We start from the raw sequence: 20218 nt of genomic DNA on the forward strand, positions 1-20218 counted from the left end.
TTTTCTATATATCTAATACGCTTTAGTGCTTTTTCTCTTTCGGTGTAAAGATCAAAGGCATGGTCATTTCTTTACCTTCACGCTTAACGGTTACTGTAGTCTCATCCCCCACATTAAATTCTGCTAATGCTTCCATATAGGTTTGCATGCCCTTTATTTCCAATTTACCAATAGCAGTAATAATATCACCTCCTTTTACTCCTGCTACTTGTGCCGGACGAGCCTCTGTTACACCATCTACACGTACTCCTTCGCCTTGAAAAGCGTAGTCTGGCATAATACCTAAGGTAACTTTAAAACGAACCTTACCAATATCCTTTTGCTTGGTAGGAGAGAACTTAGGCTTTGGCTCTTGTTCCATTTTGCCCACTACATTGTATACATATTTTATGATAGCAGCCTCTCCTTCGTAGTTTATCTTATCTGCATCATCTTCTGGCTTGTGATAATCGGTATGTGTACCTGTAAAGAAGAATAATACGGGAATACCTTGATGGTAGAACGAACTATGATCGGAAGGGCCTACACCAGAACTATCAATAGACACCTTAAAGTTATCGTTGACAATAACATTACCCCACACTTTAGCAGTACCTACACCTCCAACAGTAAGTGCATGTGTGCTATCGTTCAGCCTGCCTACCATATCCATATTGATCATATAGGCAATGCTACTGCTATCTAAAGACATATCTTCGACAAAAGCCTTTGAACCTATAAGACCCAGCTCTTCTGCCGAGAAGTGAACGAACAAATAATTATATTGTTTAAAGCTGCTGTTCTTCACCCAACTAGCTAATTGCATCAAAGCAGCTGTACCACTTGCATTGTCATCTGCCCCGTTATGTATCTGTGGCTCTTTACCTGTATAGCGGCTGTTGCCATCTTCACCCATACCTAAGTGATCGTAATGCGCACCAAGTACAACGGTATATGTAGCACCATTATCCACATAACCCGCAATGTTATTACCTGTCAAATTCGTCTTTTCAATGTCAATACTCATATGTAGCATCAACTCTTCCTCATTTTCTTCAGCATATTCTTTGTAGCCTTTATGACTTAAAAAGGCGGATGGAATATCTAAGTTTTCAAAGCTTGATTTCTTATTGAACTGAGGTTCGTATTTAGCACCATATTTATCATAAAGCAACACTCCTGTTGCTCCATGCTTTGCTGCATCAAGTACTTTTTTAAATGCTGCTTTTTCCCAATCAAAGTGAGGGTTTTTAGCTTCTTCTGCGTCAGCATACAGGGATATCATCCATACGTTATCCTGTTCAAATACTTCAGGTATCAACTTGGCATCTACTGTTGCATTCGCACTAAACGGTAGCGGGAATGCGATATCTGTAGGCACTTTCTCATTCCCAAGCTGAATAGTAGTAGCTGCACCTACTTTCCTACCATTAACAAAGGTAAATGGGTAGATATACTTGTCTTTATAAGCACTTACACCCTGCTCTTTGTAATATTTAATAATATAGTTAGCAGCAGCCTCTTCACCTGCAGAGCCTGTGCGGCGACCTTTCAACTCGTCAGAAGCCAGATAACCTATATCCTGCTTCAACTGCTTTACTATTTTTTTATCTGATTTTTTCTGTGCAGCTACCTCAAGAGTAGTACACAATGCAGCCGGGAGCAATATAGCTGCTAGTATATTTTTCATACTTTCCATAAATGTGGTGCAAAGTTACAGCTAAGAATATAAATAATACAAAAAACCGCCTCGCGTTAACGAAACGGTTTTGGTATTACTTAAACTCTCTTTTGTATGCTTAGGCCGCTTTGATAGCCCCATCAGGGCTTACGATCATAGCGCCGGATTCTCCCTCTTCTGTAGCAGAAGCGTCATCAGGCTGTGCCTCGTTACTGTCCGTTGGCACAACTATTTCCACATCGGTGATATCTTTTAGTTGCGGTAGATCGCTTGGTGAGTTGATACCCAAGTAATCCATAAAGTTCTTAGATGTTTCATAAACCAAAGGCTTGCCTACAGCATCTTCTTTGCGGCCAGCTATCACGATCAGTTCTTTTTCCAGTAGTTTCTGGATAGAATAATCTGCACCTACACCTCTTATATATTCGATCTCTGATTTTGTAACCGGTTGTTTATAAGAGATAATTGCCAAAGTTTCCATAGCTGCAGAAGAAAGCTTCTTGATATGCTTGTCTCCATTAAGCTGTAGTACTGTTTTATGAAATTGCTTCTTTGTTAAAAACTGATATCCACCACCTGTTTCCATTAATTGGAATGGGTAGTATTCTGCACTATATTTTTCACGAATAGCATCTATACAGGTAGCTACTCTTTCTCCTTCCATCATCTCCTCAAACGACTTAGACAAAAGCTCTGTTATCTCCATAAGAGTAACCGGGCGTTCACTAGCAAATATTAGTGCTTCTACGTGCGGCATTAAATGTTCTATATCCATAGTCTTACACCGTTTTTCTGGTACACACCGAAATTAAATAAGCTTAAGGAAATTTGAGGCTAAAGAAATGCACAGTTGTGAATAAGTACTGTCACTTATATAAGAAACAATACATTAAACATATATTCAAATATAATATATGGTAATATCTATGTGGAGAAACCTGCTTTTTATGGATTTAAGCCAGTTTCAGGACTATTATAGTACTATGCTGAATAAAGGAATAAATGTGGTGCTACACCAAGCAGTATTACAATAATGCAAGTAACTGCCAGTAATAACCTGTCGGTAGCAGTCACCTCATGGTTTAGCTCAGCATCACCAGTTTTGAAGTACATCGCAATTATAACCCTAAAGTAGTAGTAAATACTTACCGCTGCCATTAGTAGTGCGAATATCACTAACCATAACATACCTCCTTGCTGTACTGCACTAGTTAGTACAAAATACTTAGCCCAGAAACCACCGGTAAGTGGTATACCTGCTAAAGACAGAAGGAATACAGTTGTAAAAAAAGCTAATGCAGGTTGTTTCTTAGCCAAGCCATTAAAGCCATCGTAAGTGTAGTCTTTCATTTTCAGCAATACGGCAAACATACCTATGGTAGCCACACTATACGCCACAGCATATAATGTAATACCCTGCCATGCTGTAGCATTTACAGATACTACTGCAAACAACATAAAGCCAGCTTGTGCGATAGAAGAGTAGGCCAACATACGCTTTACACTCTGCTGGAATACCGCTGTAATATTACCTACGAATAATGTAGCAGCTGTAATAACTGCTAAGGTCATCATCCACTGGCTGCTAATGCTACCAAACGCAATATGGAACAAACGTAAGAAACCGATAAAGGCACCAGCTTTTACTATAGTTGCCATAAAGGCAGTAAAGGCGGTTGGCGCTCCATCGTACACATCAGGTGTCCAAGTATGCATTGGTGCTGCAGATATCTTAAAGGCAAAGGCGATCATGATCAAGATAATACCTGACAAGGCCATTGGGTTAAGTGTATCTGCCTGTAAGAAAGTATAATCAAGGATATTGAAAGAACCTGTAGCACCGTACAATAGCGTAATACCCATTAATAAGATACCTGTGGTAAAGGCACCCATCAAGAAATACTTCAACGAGGCCTCATTACTCTTTAAGTTCTTTTTATCGCTACCTGCTAATATGTATTGTGGTATAGATAAGATTTCTACACCTATGAATAACATAAGCAGATTGTTGTATCCCGTTAATAGATACATACCACATAGTATAAAGAAGATAAGTGCGAAGTATTCCGCTACGTGATTGCCCACTTCTTTTATATGCTTACCAGCTAGTAAGAAGTACAAGAAAGTACAGCCCGTCATTAATGTATTGAACCAGATAGCATATTTATCTATGCGCAACATTTTGTTGAACAGCATTTGCGGTTCTGTAGCACTAGCTGTGGTCAGCTCCCAGATATTGATACCTAGTAGTGCCAGCATCGCTATGATGGCTATAGAAACTATTGACTTCTTGTCTTTAGACAAAAAGCCTGAGTACATAAGCACAATTCCCAATATTGTAGCAGCAATAATTGCCTTCATTACTTATACAGTAGTTATTAGTCAATATTCAAATTAGGGCATCATCGTATTTACTGCGGTCGCTGTCATTTCTAACAACGGCTTTGGATAAACACCTAAAAATATGATAAGGCCAATAATAATAGCCAACCCAATGTATTCGTTTGTTGTAAGGTCTTTACCTTCTTTCATCTCTACCACACTACCATAAGCAGTACGCTGTATCATATTCAGCGTATATACTGCTCCTAGTATCACACCTAAACCTGCTATCACCATAAAGGTAATATGGTATTCGGAAGCGCTTTGGAACAAGCCGTTGAACAGCATAAACTCGCCCACAAACCCATTTGTAAGTGGCAGTGCTATATTAGCTAAAGACACGATCACTAATGCAATGGCCATCTTTGGTGCAGCCGTAGCCATACCACCCAGCTTGCTCATGTTGCGTGTACCGTAGCGTTGCTCTATCATATGTACGATTACCCACATACCTGCTATATTGATACCGTGGTTGAACATCTGTACTGCCAACCCATGCATACCTACATTAGTACCAGCAAAAGCAGCGGCACTCATCAAGCCCATATGCGCAATAGAGGAATAAGCCACTAATCGCTTCAGGTCTTTTTGCACAATAGCTAATAGTGATGCATAAACAATACCTATTATAGATAATGTAATTACTGTGTCAGACCAATAAGCTACTCCTTCCGGCAACACAGGTAACAACCAACGAAGCACTGCAAACAAACCCATTTTCACCATCAATGCGCTAAGCACAATGGTAACAGGTGTTGGCGATTGCTCATAAGTATCTGGCTGCCAAGTGTGGAATGGGAATATCGGCATCTTGATAGCAAAAGCTATAAAGATCAACCAGAATAACCATTGCTGCTGGTCTACAGGCAAAGAACTACCTACGCGTACGATATGTTCCCAGGCAAATGAGGTACCTCCTGCACTTTGTGTCGCTAAATATATAATTGCTGCTAGTAGCATTAAGCTACCAACGAATGTATAGATAAAGAACTTTAATGTAACCGCAATACGTCTTTCGCCACCCCATTGCGAGCAAAGGAAGTATACGGGTATTAATGCCAACTCCCAGAAGAAGTAGAACAGCAATGCATCACTAGCTAAGAATACACCTGTAATACCCGCTTGAGACAACAATAATAAACCGTAAAAAGAACCTTGATTGTCTACTTTCTTATTCAAACCACTGATGTATACCACCAACATCACAATACTCACCAGCAGGCTAAGCATTGTACTCACGCCATCAGCTACAAAACTAAGTTTAGTACCTAGCGTTGGTATCCAATCCATGCTCCAACTTACAGGTGCAGTATAGGCATCCATACCTACTAATGCTCCTACAACAAGTGTTATCACCGTACTGGCAATAGCAGTACCTTTTACAGAATCATTTTTTACAAAAAGACTGTATATGCCTGCTATTAAAGGAACTACTATGAGTAATGTTACTATCATGATACTTATGCAGTATGCTATCTAATTATTATTGTATCCACAAAAAGGTAAAGGCAAACAACAATGTTATACCAATAACCATTATAAAAATGTAAAAGCCTACCAGACCACTTTGCATTAATCGTACACGATTACTACCCCAATGGATGCCCTTACCTATTCCATTCACCAACCCGTCAATACCCATCTTCTCTACTATATTATTCAATACAGTTGATAACGCACCTATCGGACGAACGATAACTGTATCATACAACTCATCTATATACCATTTGTTTTCCAATGCCTTTGCAATACCTGTGTTTGGTGCAAAGTTGGCTTTCTTAGTAGTACTACGTGCTACAAATATCATTACTATTACCAGTACAGTAGATAAACCCATCAACATCCATTCTGTATTATGGTCTAAGTGATGTTGGTTAAAGTTTTGTACTACAGGTCTTAGATATTCATTTAATATATGGTGCTCTGTAATTACTGCAGGCAAACCTACATAACCACCTATCACTGCCAATATTGCCAATACAACCAAAGGCATTGTAATAGCAGCAGGGCTCTCGTGCAGATGATGTTTTTGTTCTTCAGTTCCTCTGAATGTTCCTGTGAAGGTTAGGAAGTATAAACGGAACATGTAGAAAGCTGTCATCAATGCAGCACCTAGTGTTAGGTAATACATTACTGGGCTATGTGCATATACAGAAGCTAATATTTCGTCTTTTGAGAAGAAACCTGAGAAACCTGGTATGCCTGAGATAGCCAAGCAGCCTATCAAGAAGGTAGAACCTGTAATACGCATATGCTTGTTCAAACCACCCATTTTGCGAATGTCTTGTTCACCCCCCATAGCGTGTATCACACTACCAGAACCTAAGAACAATAAGGCTTTGAAGAAGGCATGCGTCATCACATGGAATACTGCTGTTGTATACGCTCCCATACCTAAAGCCAAGAACATAAAGCCTAACTGACTCACAGTAGAGTATGCCAATACTTTCTTAATATCATATTGTTTGATAGCAATGCTCGCCGCTAATATTGCTGTAGCCAATCCAATTATAGCTACTAGATCCATAGCCATTGGTGCCAGATTGTATAATGCATTACTACGTGCTATCATATAGATACCTGCCGTTACCATGGTAGCAGCGTGTATCAATGCAGATACAGGAGTAGGGCCTGCCATCGCATCAGGTAGCCATGTATATAAAGGTATCTGAGCACTCTTACCCATAGCACCTATAAAGAAGCAGATAGCTATCCAATTAGTTAGATCACTGGAAGGTGTAGTAGTAGACATGGTGCTAAACAACTCTTGGTAAGAAAGAGTACCAAAGTTGAACAACACTAGTAACATACCTACTAAGAAACCTAGATCACCAATACGGTTCATCACAAAAGCCTTCTTAGCAGCATTTGTATTTTCTCTTTCTTTAAACCAGAAGCCGATCAATAGATAAGAACAAAGTCCTACACCTTCCCAACCGATGAACATGATCAAATAGTTGCCACCTAATACGAGTAACAACATTGAGAAAACAAACAAGTTCAAATAAGCGAAATACTTGGTCATGCCCTCATCATCATGCATATACGATGTAGAGTACACATGTATTAAGAAACCAATACCTGTAATGATCAATAAGAATAGAGACGACAAGGCATCTACTTGGAAAGCAAATGGTATATATAGCTTACCCGAATGGATAAAATCGAATAAGTGAACCGTAGTAGCCGTACCACTACTTTTCACCTCGAAGAAAATACCTAAAGAAACTAAGAATGAAGCCAATACGGCCACACTACCAATAACACCACCGGCTGCTTTCGGAACTTTCTTCCAACCAATACCATTGATAAGGAAACCTATCAACGGAAATAACGGAACTAAATAAACTAAGTTTGTCATACCAAACCCCCGAAGGGTATTAGTGCTTTAATCTGTTTAATATATTAATGTCTACCGAGTGTACCTTACGATACATCATCACTATTACTGCCAACCCTACCGCTACTTCTGCCGCTGCCACTACCATAATAAAGAACACAAAGATCTGAGCAGAAGCATCATTATACATTTTAGAGAACGCCACTAGCAGCAGGTTCACTGCATTAAGCATTAGCTCTATGCACATGAATATAATGATAGCATTACGGCGCATAAGCGTTCCCATAATGCCGATGCAAAACAATGCGATACTTAAAAACAAATAATATTGTGTAGGCATATCTTATTCTGTTACTGGTGTTCCCTTTTTACCTAATACTACTGCACCTATCATTGCACTAAGAAAGAGTACACTACTTATTTCAAAAGGCAGAAGGAATTTTGTAAATAACGTTCTACCTAAGTTTTTAATTAATCCTATATCTGTTGCTGTTTGCTCTAGCGGCGTTACCGACGCAGAACGTAATGCTGCCAATACCACTAAAAACAACACACCACCTGACACACCACCTGCTATTTGTATCAACAGATTTTTCTGTGGTTCTGTATCTGCATTCAAGTTCATCAACATGATGACGAAGAGAAACAGTACCATAATAGCCCCTGCGTAAACGATAACGTTTACAATGGCTAAGAACTGAGCATTCATTAATATATAATGTCCTGATATGGCAAAAAAGGTTGCGATCAGAAACAATACACTACTTACAGGGTTGCGGCTCAAGACCACACCAAGTGCACAGCCAATGGCAATTACTGTAAGGAACCAAAAAAGTATTTCGTATAAGCTCATATCACTTATTTATCCTCCTTCACTTTAGGGTGAGGAATCAAAAGGTCTTCTTTTTTATAAATCATCTTACTACGCTCGTAGTGCGTAGGCATTAATGTCTCACTTAGATATACTGCATCTTTAGGGCAAGCTTCTTCGCAATTGCCACAAAATATACAACGCAACATATTTATCTCATACTTAGCTGCATATTTCTCTTCACGATATAGGTGCTGTTCATCAGGCTTACGCTCTGCAGCTTCCATCGTGATCGCTTCAGCCGGACAAGCTAGTGCGCAAAGTCCGCATGCTGTACAGTTCTCTCTTCCCTCTTCATCACGGTTCAGTATGTGCAAGCCACGAAACACAGGGCTAAACGGACGTTTTTCTTCCGGATAGCTTACCGTAGCAGGCTTTTTAAATATATGACCCAGCGTTATGCTCAAGCCCTTGGCTATGGAAGGAAGATATATCTTCTCTCCAAAGGTCATTGGACTACGATCTACCGCTTTCGATTTGTTCGTTAGTTTTTCCATTATCCTTATTTAAACACCCACAAAATCAACGCTCCGGTTATCAGCATGTTTACCAACGCTAGTGGTATCAATGATTTCCAACCTAGCTTCATCAACTGGTCGTAACGGAAACGTGGTAACGTCCAGCGAATGAACATGAAAAACAATATGGTACAAATAATTTTTGTCAAGAATACTAATACACAAATAGCTGTGTATATCAATGGTGGTGCTGCAGCCGCTACCTGATCCATGAATGGGAAGTTGTACCCACCAAAGAAAAGTGTAATAATTACCGCCGAGCTAATGAATAGGTTGATGTACTCTGCAAAAAGATAAAAACCCAGTTTCATTGAAGAATACTCTTGGTGGTAACCCATGTTCAACTCACTCTCACACTCTGCCAAGTCAAATGGTGCACGGTTTAATTCTGCAAAAGAACAAACCAAGAATATCAAGAAGCCTAGAGGCTGCTTAAAGAAGTTCCAAGTGAAATAACCGTCACTCCAGAAACCATGTTGTTGCTCTACTATCTCGCGCATACTCAAAGTACCCGTCATCAACAGCAAGGCTACCAAACTGATACCAAAAGCCAACTCATAAGAAACAGCCTGTGCCGCTGCACGAATACTACTCAACAAAGAGAACTTGTTGTTAGAAGCCCATCCGCCTAGCATCACACCATATACACCTATACTTAATATACCAAAGATGAACAGGATACCTATATTGATATCTGCCATCTGTAGTGATATTACTTTGCCCGATTCTGTAACATAATCAGGACCCCAAGGTATTACCACACTCGTCAAACATGCGGTAAGCATGGCTAACGATGGTCCGAGAATGAATAAGAATCTTGTAGAACGTTCAGGAGTGATCTCCTCTTTAAAGAAAAGTTTACCGCCATCGGCCAATGGTTGTAGCAAACCAAATGGACCAGCACGGTTAGGACCCCTACGGTCTTGCATAATAGCAGCCACCTTACGCTCGCCCCAAGTAGCATACATAGCTACACCAAGTGACCCCAGCAAGATAACTGTGCCTAGAATGAATTTCTCTATAATAAAGGCTGTATCAATATCAAGTAACAGCATAGTGGCGCAAAAGTAATTAGTTGTTTATATTTTTAATTGCCTTTCTTTTCAAAATCATCAGAATGTGCCGGTCCAGCTATTTTAGACAGGTCTACATTAGGTTTATTCACATCACTCTCGTCATGTATATTCAGCAAAAGCTTAGGGTCTTTACCTATTACCTTGTCTATCAACACAGGTTGTGGCTTTGTATTTACATAATGCCCTTGAGAGATAACACTATGTCTGCTAATATTTGACGGGCCTTCTATCACCCAATCTTTTGTGTCTTTTTTATGGAAACGACAATCGTTACAGATCCATCCTTCTACCTCACCCCACTGGTCTTTACGCGCTGTAACACGGAATACTTCATCTCCGCGATACCATAAACGTGCTTTACCACAACATTTAGGGTTATCACAATCGCGATGCGCGTCTACCGGTTTAGTAAACCATACACGATTCTTAAAGCGGAACGTTTTATCCGTCAATGCACCTACAGGGCATACATCTATTACGTTTCCTATAAACTCGTTATTTAGGCTTTTACCTAATAACGTACTGATCTCAGCTTTATCGCCACGCTCTAATACACCATGCTCACGCTTTTCCGTCAACTGCTCGGCAGTGTACACACAACGGTAGCAAAGGATACAACGTGTCATGTGTAGTGATATATAATCACCAATATCTTCTTTCTCAAAAGTACGGCGGTCGAACTCGTAACGAGTGCCTGAAGCACCGTGCTCATAGCTCAGGTCTTGTAAATGACACTCCCCCGCTTGGTCGCATACAGGACAATCTAACGGGTGGTTGATGAGTAACATCTCCACCACACCTTTTCTAGCCTCTACCACACGTGGAGAAGTGATGTTCTTCACTTCCATGCCATCCATCACACCCGTACGGCAACTAGCCATTAACTTAGGCATTGGGCGAGGATCCTTCTCGGAACCTTTGCTCACCTCTACCAAGCAGGTACGGCACTTACCACCACTACCTTCCAACTTGCTATAGTAGCACATAGCCGGAGGGGTAACATCACCACCGATCTGACGGGCAGCTTCCAGTATAGTAGTACCAGGGTCTACCTCAACTGTGATGTTATCTATCGTTACTTTAAACTTTTGTGCCTGTTCAGACATATTCGTTCTTGTATTTTAAGCATTTGCTTCCACTACCGGAGGTAATGGATCCGCATAATGCGCTAAACCAAAGTTTCTTTTTTGTGACTCTTCAGGGTTTTTCACGTGCCATTCAAACTCATCGCGGAAGTGACGGATAGCTGCTGCTACCGGCCATGCCGCCGCATCGCCTAACGGGCAAATGGTATTCCCTTCTATCTTACCTTGAATATCCCAAAGCAAGTCTATATCACTCATCTTTCCTTTTCCGTACTCGATGTTCTTTAATATTTTATACATCCAACCCGTACCCTCACGGCATGGACTACATTGTCCACAACTCTCGTGGTTGTAGAAATGTGCTAAGCTCATAGTATGGCGTACTACACACTGGTCTTCATCCATTACAATGAAACCTCCCGACCCCATCATAGTACCAGTTTGGAAACCACCATCAGATAAACTCTCGTAGTTCATGTAGCGTGTTTCTCCTTTTGCTGTCTTTAGCAACAAGTTGGCAGGAACTATAGGTACAGATGAACCACCAGGTATACAAGCCTTCAAACGCTTACCATTAGGTATACCACCACAATATTTATCAGAGAAAATAAACTCTTCAACAGAGATGGTCATATCTATTTCGTAAACGCCTGGCTTATTGATATTACCACAAGCCGATAATAGCTTAGTACCTGTAGAGCGACCTACACCTATTTTAGCATACTCTGCGCCACCCATATTCATGATTGGCACAACGGCGGCTAAAGTTTCTACGTTGTTCACCACCGTAGGGCGACCCCAAACACCTTTCACAGCTGGGAATGGAGGTTTGATACGCGGGTTACCACGCTTGCCTTCCAAGCTTTCTATTAGTGCAGTTTCTTCACCGCAGATATAAGCACCTGCTCCACGCTGTACGTATATCTCACAGTCAAACCCCGAACCTTGAATGTTTTTACCTAACCATCCATTGTTCTTCGCCTCAGTTATTGCTTGCTCTAGTATATCTACTATCCAAGCATACTCACCACGTATATATATATATGTAGCATTGCTACCCAAAGCAAAACTACTCACGATCAAACCCTCAACTAACAAGTGAGGGATAAACTCCATTAAATAACGGTCTTTAAACGTACCCGGCTCCGACTCGTCGGCATTACATACCAAGTGACGAGGCACACCTTCGGGCTTAGCCAAAAAGCTCCACTTCAACCCTGTAGGGAAACCCGCACCACCACGACCACGAAGACCACTGGTTTTCACTTCTTCCACTATTTCGTCGGGCGTCATTTTTAACGCCTTCTCTACAGAGCGGTAACCACCATGCTTACGATAGGTATCGTAATAACGAATACCTTCTACATGTGCATGTTCTAATAATAGTTTCATATTTATAATTCAATCCTTTCGGACTTGATTTTATTTATCTTTTATACCTACACTTTGCCTGTTCAACATTACCCAACCTGTCATATTCTGCCACTTCCACGTTTGTAACACATAGAGGTGAAAGACCAACCCCTTACTGCCTTTGTAGTCTGCATCGATCACCACATCTGCCCTTAGAGTTGCCAACTTTTTTGTCAGCATGATAACCTCTACTTTCTCCGTTTCTACTTTATTATAGGTAATCGTTCCGTTGAACAGATCATCTATCAACTCCTGCTTCGTTTCCACCCATGTATTGCTATGTCCGTAGCTTAGCTGATGAAACAAAAGCTTCTTTAAAGCATTACTATCTTTAGCTACAAGCGCTTGGTTAAAAGCCTCTGAAGCTAGTTTCACCCCTTCTTCACTTCTCTGTGCCGATGCACTACTATAAATAAAGAACAATAATATGACCAAGCAATACCGCATACACTAGTTGTTTGCAGCAGCTCTTAGGTCATCAATTATCTGGTCTATTTTCTCTTTGGTCAAAAACTCTTTATAATGTTTACCCAACTGCATCATTGGTGCATAACCACATGCGCCCAAGCATTCAGCAGGTTTCAAAGTAAACAAACCATCATCTGTTGTTTCTCCAGCCTTAATGTTTAGCTTCTCTTTGATGTAATCAATGATCTCATCACTACCATTCAACATACAAGGCCCTGTTTGGCAAACTTCCAGTACATATTTACCAACAGGTTTCAGGTTGAACATGGTATAAAAGGTAGCTACCTCATATACTTCAATCGGCTTGATGCTCAATAGCTCTGCTACATAATCCATTACAGGAGTATCCAACCAGCCATCAAACTCTTCTTGAGCAATGTGCAACACAGGTATTAAGGCACTTTTTTGCTTCCCTTCCGGGTAGCGTGCCATTATTTCTTTTACCTTATTCAGCTTTTCTTCACTAAACTTTATCATACATCAACCCCTACAAGGGTATTAGTTGTTATTAATATTATGCATCCAGCTCACCTGCAATTACATTCAGGCTACTGAGTGTTACTATCGCATCACTCAACAAACCACCTTGTATTATTTCAGGGAAAGCCTGATAATAAATAAAACATGGTCTGCGGAAATGCAAACGATAAGGCGTACGCCCTCCATCACTTATTAAATAGAAACCGACCTCACCATTACCACCTTCTACCGCATTATATATTTCCCCTTCCGGTATATCGATCTCCCCCATCACCATTTTGAATTGGTGAATCAAAGCTTCCATGCTTGTATACACATCTTCCTTAGCCGGGAAGTGATATTTATCTGCTTCTACAGCATAGAACACTTCTTTTTGCGAAGGGTCTTCCTGCTCTATCTTAGCTATTTTTTCTAATGCTTGTTGGATAATACTGTAGCTCTCCCACATTTCTCCGTTTCTTACCAAGAAACGATCATACACATCACCTGTTGTACCTACAGGTACCTCAAAATCAAAATCTTCATAAGAAGAATAAGGCTGTGCAATACGCACATCATAGTCAACACCTGCTGCACGTAAGTTTGGCCCTGTGAAACCATAATTCAAAGCACGCTCTGCTGATATAGGACCTGCACCAATACAACGATCCATAAATATACGGTTACGATTCAGCAGCGATTCAAACTCCTTCAACACCTTAGGGAATTTCTCCATAAAGAGGTCGATCTTCTCCCAAGCAACCTTGGAGAAGTTACGCTCAAAACCGCCTACACGGCCAATATTGGTTGTTAGGCGCGAGCCACAAATCTCTTCATATATCTCATAGATCAACTCACGCATTTGGAATACGTAAGTGAATGGTGTTAACGCTCCTGTATCTACTGCTATTACAGAGTTGCAGATCAAGTGGTCACCAATACGTGCCAGCTCCATAATGATGACACGCATATAGTCTACACGCTTTGGCAATTGAAGCCCTAGTAGCTTCTCCAAGGTCATGTGCCAACCCATATTATTAATAGGTGCAGAACAATAGTTCAACCTATCAGTAAGTGGTGTTACTTGATAATACGGACGACGCTCTGCTATTTTCTCAAAAGCACGGTGGATGTACCCTACCGTTTGCTTAGCACTCATCACACGCTCACCATCTATCTCCAGTATATTTTCAAATATACCATGTGTAGCCGGGTGCGTAGGACCAAGGTTTAGCGTGGTCGTCTGCTTGGTCAACGATTCGTCGGCCAGCTGTATATTATTATGTTGTTGTTCTTCAGACATTATTTGAAGTCTCCAATCATTTATTAATTAATAGAACCTCCTCTACCAAACATCTCGTCATCTTTATCCGTACGCGTAGGGTCTTCCATAGGATACTCCTTACGCATTGGGAAATGCTCCATTTCGTCTACATTCAATATTCTTCTTAAGTCTGGATGACCTATAAAGTTCACACCAAAAAAGTCATAACTCTCTCGCTCCATCCAGTTTGCGGCAGAAAATATTTCTACTACCGAACGTATATCGGGCTGTGCTATAGGCACATATGCCTTTAATCTTATTCTTATGTTATTGGTTAAGCTATGTAGATGATATACCACACACAACTCCTCGTCCTTACGATCAGGGAAATGTACTGCTGTTAGGTCTGTTAGAAACTGGAACTTTAATGCCTCATCATCAAAAAGGAAACGAAGCATCTCTACATTTTGCTCCGGCTTAATGATAGCTGTTAGCATACCATACACATCTTCACAACTGATGATACTATCACCAAATCTATCCGTGAGCTTTTGTTTTACTATATCGTTGGTCAGTGCCATTTATCTTCTAAAAACTATAATTAACAACAGATTACTGTATGCCATACTCATTGAGTAAGGCTTTATATTGGTCGCTATTTCTACGACGCAGGCTCTCATTATGTACCAAGTCTTGCAAATGAAGCACGCCTTCCAATATCGCCTCAGGGCGTGGAGGGCAACCGGACACATATACGTCCACCGGTATCACTTGATCTATACCTTGAAGTACAGAATAAGAGTCGAATATACCACCACTAGACGCACAGGCACCAATAGCAATTACCCAGCGCGGCTCAGCCATTTGCAAATATACATTACGTAATATCGGCGCCATCTTCTTTGCTATCGTTCCCGCTACCAGCAACACATCGCACTGACGTGGTGTAAAACCCATACGCTCTGAACCAAAACGAGATAAATCGTAGTTGGCACCCATAGTAGCCATAAACTCAATTCCACAACAAGAAGTAGCAAAAGGTAATGGCCAAAGTGAGTTTTTACGCGCTAAACCAATTATTTTATCGAAAGATGTAGCCTGAAAGCCTTCTCCAGAGTACCCCTCTGGCATTTCAGCCAATTTTATATTCGTATTATATTGAACCGGACGGTTGCTCATAGTATTCGTTTTAATCTGTTCACAGAGAAGATCAATCTTCCCAATCTAATGCACCTTTTTTTACTATATAAATAAAACCCGTAAGGAAAAACCCTACAAACATAACTACAGCCAAGAAACCTTCTTGTCCTAGTTCTCTAAAATTGACGGCATAAGGATAGAAGAAAATAACCTCTACATCAAACAAGACAAACAATATAGCTACTAGGAAATACTTAATAGCTAAGGGTTGGCGGGCATTTCCTATCACAGGTATACCACTCTCAAAATTGACCAACTTGTCTTGAGTTTTTCTTTTAGGACCTAATAAATGTGTAGCCATCATAGTAACTACGACAAAACCAGTAGCTACCAAAACTTGTATAACTACAGGTAAATAATCTATCGGTGTATTCTGTTCTGCAGCCAGCAGTAGAAAATCCATATTCGTATTAGCTTCGAGCGTTAATCTATAGGGTAACAAAGTTAAGTGTATAGGATGAAAATACAAGATTTATAGTGGCTAATTATATATAGCTCCTAAGGGGCATAATACGTAGCAATGTATATATTATTCCATTATGTATGGTAAAACTACAGGTTGGTAGAACAAAAATGCAGTTTTGTATGATATTACTTTAATTTCTTAAAATCAAAATATACCTTTCACGGTACTATAATAGTATATGACCACACTATAGCATCCTGAGACCTTATCATTTTTGCTCAACTGTATGTTATTGAGAAACATAGTATACATATCGATTTTTCTATTCTGCTGTGTTACTACACAAGCACAACAGGTTTCTTATAATATCACCAAGGCTACTGGCCTACCTACCAATAGGGTATACTGTCATTTAGTAGATCACAATGGTTATTTATGGATAGGGACAGAAAGAGGTGTACTACGTTACAATGGCTACTCATTAAAAAAGTTTGACTTCAGCGATGGTTTACCCAATATTGATGTATGGCATTTGCATGAAGACCCATATCACCGTATAGTACTATCTAGCTTCAGCAGACAACCTGGCTACATAAAAAACGACAAATTTCACCCCTTTGTGGTAAAAGGAATGGATTCCTCTGTGAAATTTATAGCCCAAAAGTTCTTTCACAGTAAAGATGACACACTATGGTTCTATAACATGACAGGATCTTGGATGCTGCCTACTACCGGTTATATTGTTGGCGACACATTGTATCATATAAAAAAACCTGATATAATAGAACGTCATATAGCCATGTGGGCACACTCTCCAGAAGGAATGATAGCTTCATTTGACAACAATAAAAATCTTTATAAATATAATATTAAAAATAACCGATATACCGATACTGTTCTTTTATGTAAAAACATTCCTGATGTTATGCGTAACAGAGTAAGCATGAATCTTACCGACGAACAAATGAAGCTACATGAAATATTCCATGTTGATAATAAATCTTTCTTTCATATCAATCATGAAAACAAAACTTATTATATAGATTTTGACAATTGTCATTTTGATAGTGTTCAAGTATTGCCTATTTCACCTGCCACGCCACAAAAAATAATATTCTGCCACCCCATCGATCAGAATAATACAAGTATAGTAACTCAGGATAGCATATATATTCTGAATACAGACTTAAGCATTCGCTCTTTTGGCTACGAGGAATTAACGGGAATAAAGGAGTTAAAGGGCAATTCTGCTTTCTATATCCTGCACGACTCTTTATGGGGTAAAGGTTTGGCAACACCTTCCAATGGCTTGTACTTGACATTTGAAAATGATGCATTTAAAAAAATTGACTATTTATCTAATTATACATACCTAGGCAGAAAAAATGATTCTACTTCAATATGGCAAGATAAACGAACTAATACTTTAGCTACACTTTGTAATGAAACTATAACAAAAGAAAGAACACAGAAGACATATTCGGAGTTATATAGCTTACAGAAGTTAGATGATAATCATTTTTTTGTCTTCGATAGACATGGGGTTACTATTGTTGACTATAAAACTCAAAACAAGTACAAGCGTTTTAGTGATTGCAAGAAATTCACATTTATTGACCCTACTTATAATATACACTCTAACGATAGAAAAACTTACCAATGGTTCATTAATGGCATCAAAAGTGTTGTAGTAATTGATAGTAATAACCTATACGGCTTAGGCGGAGGAATAAATGGGCTCTTTCAATTTAGCATCAAAGATGAAGACAGCTTTGTAATAACACGGATAGACGAACCTAAATATAATAAAATAGCATACAGCAAAAAGCACCAATACATTTTTGCTTTTAACGACTTCACACTACTTGTATACGATATACTACACCAAAAGAAGACAATATTTTCGGTTGAAAGACTTAGGGAAGCAGGTATCAATCAAATCATTAAAATTATTGCAGATGACTACGGCAATATCTTTATTCAAGATTATGATAAGCTATTATTAGTAGACATCAACAAATTAAAAGTCAAAAACATATTACCTAGCTACAATATGGAAGGAGCTATTGTTGAGTTACTAAATAATAAGCTTACTATAGCAGGAACTTTTGGTGTTATTCAATATCAAATAAATGGACATAACAATATTCAGTTAGACAAAACCTATCGTAATACAAAGGGGCTATTTTACAACTATGTTGTATCTATGTTCACTACTCCTGATGAAGCTATCCTAACTACTAACAATGGCATTTATAGTGTAGACCTTACTAGACCAAACAAAAAAAGAGAACATGATAAGATCTTTGTTTACAATAATAAAGACACCTCCTATCAACTATTCTCCAACGACACCATTACACTATTACAAAAAGACAAACAAATAAACATAGACCTCATCAACCCTGAAGGCTATGGCGCATTGAGAATGCAGTATAAACTGCCCAATAAAAATGAATGGACACAGGCAGAAGGAAAAGACATCAATTTGTATCAACTAAAGCCAGGTTTTCACAAAATAAAAATACAAGCAAGTGATGATATTTGGAAAAGCCGCATTATAGATATCTACATATACATTACGCCATATTGGTGGCAAACCGTGACAGGGAAACTCACAATTGGCAGTACGCTCCTTCTAGCTGTTATTATTTTAGTATTTATTGCCATTGCAGCGACTAAGAAAATTGTATCAAAAAACAATGAACGTAAAAATCAGCAACGTAACTTGGAGCTAAAATCCATTTACTCCCAAATAAACCCTCACTTTATTTTCAATACACTAAGTACTGCTTTGTTCTTTGTAAAAAAGAACCAAAATGAAGCTGCAGCGAAACATATTAGCCAGTTTTCCGAATTATTAAGAGCGTACTTAAAATCATCTAGAAATAAATACATTTCTATAAGCGAAGAGACCGAAAACTTAGACAATTACTTACAGTTACAAATGTCTAGATTTGACGAAAAGATACAGTATGAAATAACTGTAGAAAACGCTATCGATGCTAATGAAACAATGATACCTTCACTATTGCTACAACCAATTGTCGAGAACTCCTTAAATCATGGCATATTTCATAAAGCAGGTATTGGAAAAATAAAAATTGACTTCAAGCAAGGCGCTAATGAAAGAGAAACTATCTGTATTGTTGACGATAATGGTATTGGCAGAAAAAAGGCTAAACTGATTAGAAATACTGCCAAAGCCGATTCTTATGGTACGATATTAATAGACGAGTTGATCGAAACATTTAATAAATACGAACCTATATTCATTACTATAGATTATATAGATAAAGAAGAACCTGACACAGGAACGACCGTGATAATAACCATAAAAAATAAAAAGAATGTCTAATAATATACAAGTTGTAATTGTAGATGATGAGCCCAAAATGATAGAGCTTCTCGAAGATGCTATTAATGACCTTTACCCTCAAATCAGCATAGCAGGCAAATACACGAACTGGAAAGATGCTATCAAAGGTATAAACTCCATTAACCCGGACATTATATTCATGGACATTTCTATGCCTGAAAAATCAGGTTTTGACATCCTTAACCTATTACCGGAAATAGATACCGAGATCATATTTGTTACCGCGCATTCTGAATATGCTGTTGAAGCTTTTGAGCATGCCGCAGCGGGTTACATTCTCAAACCTATCAATGAAATAAAACTCACCAAAACAGTAAATAGGGTATTAAAAAAGATTGAGCAGAAAGCTGACGTCTTTCAACAATCTAAATCTGCTGGAAAAATAGGCATTCCCGACGACGATAGTGTGGTGTATTACAATGTAGAAGATATACTATATATAGAGACTGTAAACAGGTATACAAAAATCGTAACTATAAATAAAGAAATAATAAGCTCATACAGCTTGGGAATGTATAAGAAAACCCTTCCCGCCCATCTATTCTTACTTGTACATCGATCCTTTATTATTAATATAAGCCATGTGACAAGGTTAGATCCTAATAACTATGTCATTATGACCAACAAAAAGGAAATACCATTATCTAAAAACCACAAGGATGAATTCCTAACCCATTTTCAGAAAATTGGAAGATAA

General features: G+C 39.1%; 19 protein-coding genes. 2 read left to right on the plus strand and 17 right to left on the minus strand.

Going from position 1 to position 20218, the window contains the following annotated elements; all coding sequences use genetic code 11:
* Positions 1 to 22 precede the first annotated feature (22 nt).
* The 17 genes from R2800_11275 to ndhC form a co-directional block, all read right to left on the minus strand.
* A complete protein-coding gene (locus tag R2800_11275; protein ID MEZ5017625.1) occupies positions 23 to 1669 on the minus strand; it encodes a M28 family peptidase in 1647 nt (548 codons plus the stop codon).
* A 109-nt stretch (positions 1670 to 1778) separates the two neighbouring features.
* A complete protein-coding gene (scpB, locus tag R2800_11280) occupies positions 1779 to 2435 on the minus strand; it encodes an SMC-Scp complex subunit ScpB (GenBank protein MEZ5017626.1) in 657 nt (218 codons plus the stop codon).
* Positions 2436 to 2641: 206 nt separating this feature from the next.
* Positions 2642 to 4021: an NADH-quinone oxidoreductase subunit N gene (locus R2800_11285; GenBank protein ID MEZ5017627.1), complete on the minus strand. Its 1380-nt coding sequence runs from the start codon at positions 4019 to 4021 to the stop codon at positions 2642 to 2644.
* Positions 4022 to 4054: 33 nt separating this feature from the next.
* A complete protein-coding gene (locus tag R2800_11290; protein MEZ5017628.1) occupies positions 4055 to 5497 on the minus strand; it encodes an NADH-quinone oxidoreductase subunit M in 1443 nt (480 codons plus the stop codon).
* Positions 5498 to 5525: 28 nt separating this feature from the next.
* Positions 5526 to 7403, minus strand: a complete 1878-nt coding sequence (gene nuoL, locus R2800_11295; protein ID MEZ5017629.1) for an NADH-quinone oxidoreductase subunit L — start codon at positions 7401 to 7403, stop codon at positions 5526 to 5528.
* Between the two features lie 19 nt (positions 7404 to 7422).
* Entirely contained in the window at positions 7423 to 7722 is a 300-nt protein-coding gene (gene nuoK / locus R2800_11300; GenBank protein ID MEZ5017630.1) for an NADH-quinone oxidoreductase subunit NuoK, read from the minus strand.
* A gap of 3 nt (positions 7723 to 7725) precedes the next feature.
* On the minus strand, positions 7726 to 8235 hold the full coding sequence (locus tag R2800_11305; GenBank protein ID MEZ5017631.1) for an NADH-quinone oxidoreductase subunit J: 510 nt from the start codon (positions 8233 to 8235) through the stop codon (positions 7726 to 7728).
* Positions 8236 to 8240: 5 nt separating this feature from the next.
* Positions 8241 to 8750, minus strand: coding sequence for an NADH-quinone oxidoreductase subunit I (locus R2800_11310; protein ID MEZ5017632.1), 510 nt, complete (start codon positions 8748 to 8750; stop codon positions 8241 to 8243).
* Between the two features lie 5 nt (positions 8751 to 8755).
* Positions 8756 to 9826: an NADH-quinone oxidoreductase subunit NuoH gene (nuoH, locus tag R2800_11315; protein MEZ5017633.1), complete on the minus strand. Its 1071-nt coding sequence runs from the start codon at positions 9824 to 9826 to the stop codon at positions 8756 to 8758.
* Between the two features lie 32 nt (positions 9827 to 9858).
* Complete coding sequence (locus R2800_11320) at positions 9859 to 10953, minus strand: 2Fe-2S iron-sulfur cluster-binding protein (protein MEZ5017634.1); 1095 nt, start codon at positions 10951 to 10953, stop codon at positions 9859 to 9861.
* A gap of 15 nt (positions 10954 to 10968) precedes the next feature.
* Complete coding sequence (gene nuoF, locus R2800_11325; protein MEZ5017635.1) at positions 10969 to 12324, minus strand: NADH-quinone oxidoreductase subunit NuoF; 1356 nt, start codon at positions 12322 to 12324, stop codon at positions 10969 to 10971.
* Between the two features lie 30 nt (positions 12325 to 12354).
* Entirely contained in the window at positions 12355 to 12792 is a 438-nt protein-coding gene (locus R2800_11330) for a nuclear transport factor 2 family protein (GenBank protein ID MEZ5017636.1), read from the minus strand.
* 3 nt (positions 12793 to 12795) lie between these two features.
* Positions 12796 to 13290: an NAD(P)H-dependent oxidoreductase subunit E gene (locus R2800_11335; protein ID MEZ5017637.1), complete on the minus strand. Its 495-nt coding sequence runs from the start codon at positions 13288 to 13290 to the stop codon at positions 12796 to 12798.
* Positions 13291 to 13327: 37 nt separating this feature from the next.
* Positions 13328 to 14575, minus strand: a complete 1248-nt coding sequence (locus R2800_11340; GenBank protein MEZ5017638.1) for an NADH-quinone oxidoreductase subunit D — start codon at positions 14573 to 14575, stop codon at positions 13328 to 13330.
* Between the two features lie 23 nt (positions 14576 to 14598).
* Complete coding sequence (locus tag R2800_11345; GenBank protein ID MEZ5017639.1) at positions 14599 to 15117, minus strand: NADH-quinone oxidoreductase subunit C; 519 nt, start codon at positions 15115 to 15117, stop codon at positions 14599 to 14601.
* A 31-nt stretch (positions 15118 to 15148) separates the two neighbouring features.
* Positions 15149 to 15715 (minus strand): NADH-quinone oxidoreductase subunit B, encoded by a 567-nt coding sequence (locus tag R2800_11350; GenBank protein MEZ5017640.1) that lies wholly within the window; start codon positions 15713 to 15715, stop codon positions 15149 to 15151.
* 31 nt (positions 15716 to 15746) lie between these two features.
* Positions 15747 to 16139 carry an NADH-quinone oxidoreductase subunit A gene (gene ndhC / locus R2800_11355; GenBank protein MEZ5017641.1) on the minus strand — a complete coding sequence of 131 codons (393 nt, stop codon included), beginning with the start codon at positions 16137 to 16139 and terminating at the stop codon, positions 15747 to 15749.
* Positions 16140 to 16434: 295 nt separating this feature from the next.
* Between ndhC and R2800_11360 the strand changes: the two genes are divergently transcribed.
* Both R2800_11360 and R2800_11365 read left to right on the plus strand, forming a co-directional pair.
* Positions 16435 to 19500, plus strand: coding sequence for a histidine kinase (locus R2800_11360; GenBank protein MEZ5017642.1), 3066 nt, complete (start codon positions 16435 to 16437; stop codon positions 19498 to 19500).
* Complete coding sequence (locus R2800_11365) at positions 19493 to 20218, plus strand: LytTR family DNA-binding domain-containing protein (protein MEZ5017643.1); 726 nt, start codon at positions 19493 to 19495, stop codon at positions 20216 to 20218. The genes R2800_11360 and R2800_11365 overlap by 8 nt, the downstream gene beginning before the upstream one ends.

It is taken from the genome of Flavipsychrobacter sp. (assembly GCA_041392855.1).
In the GTDB taxonomy this organism is placed as follows: Bacteria; Bacteroidota; Bacteroidia; order Chitinophagales; family Chitinophagaceae; genus UBA5543.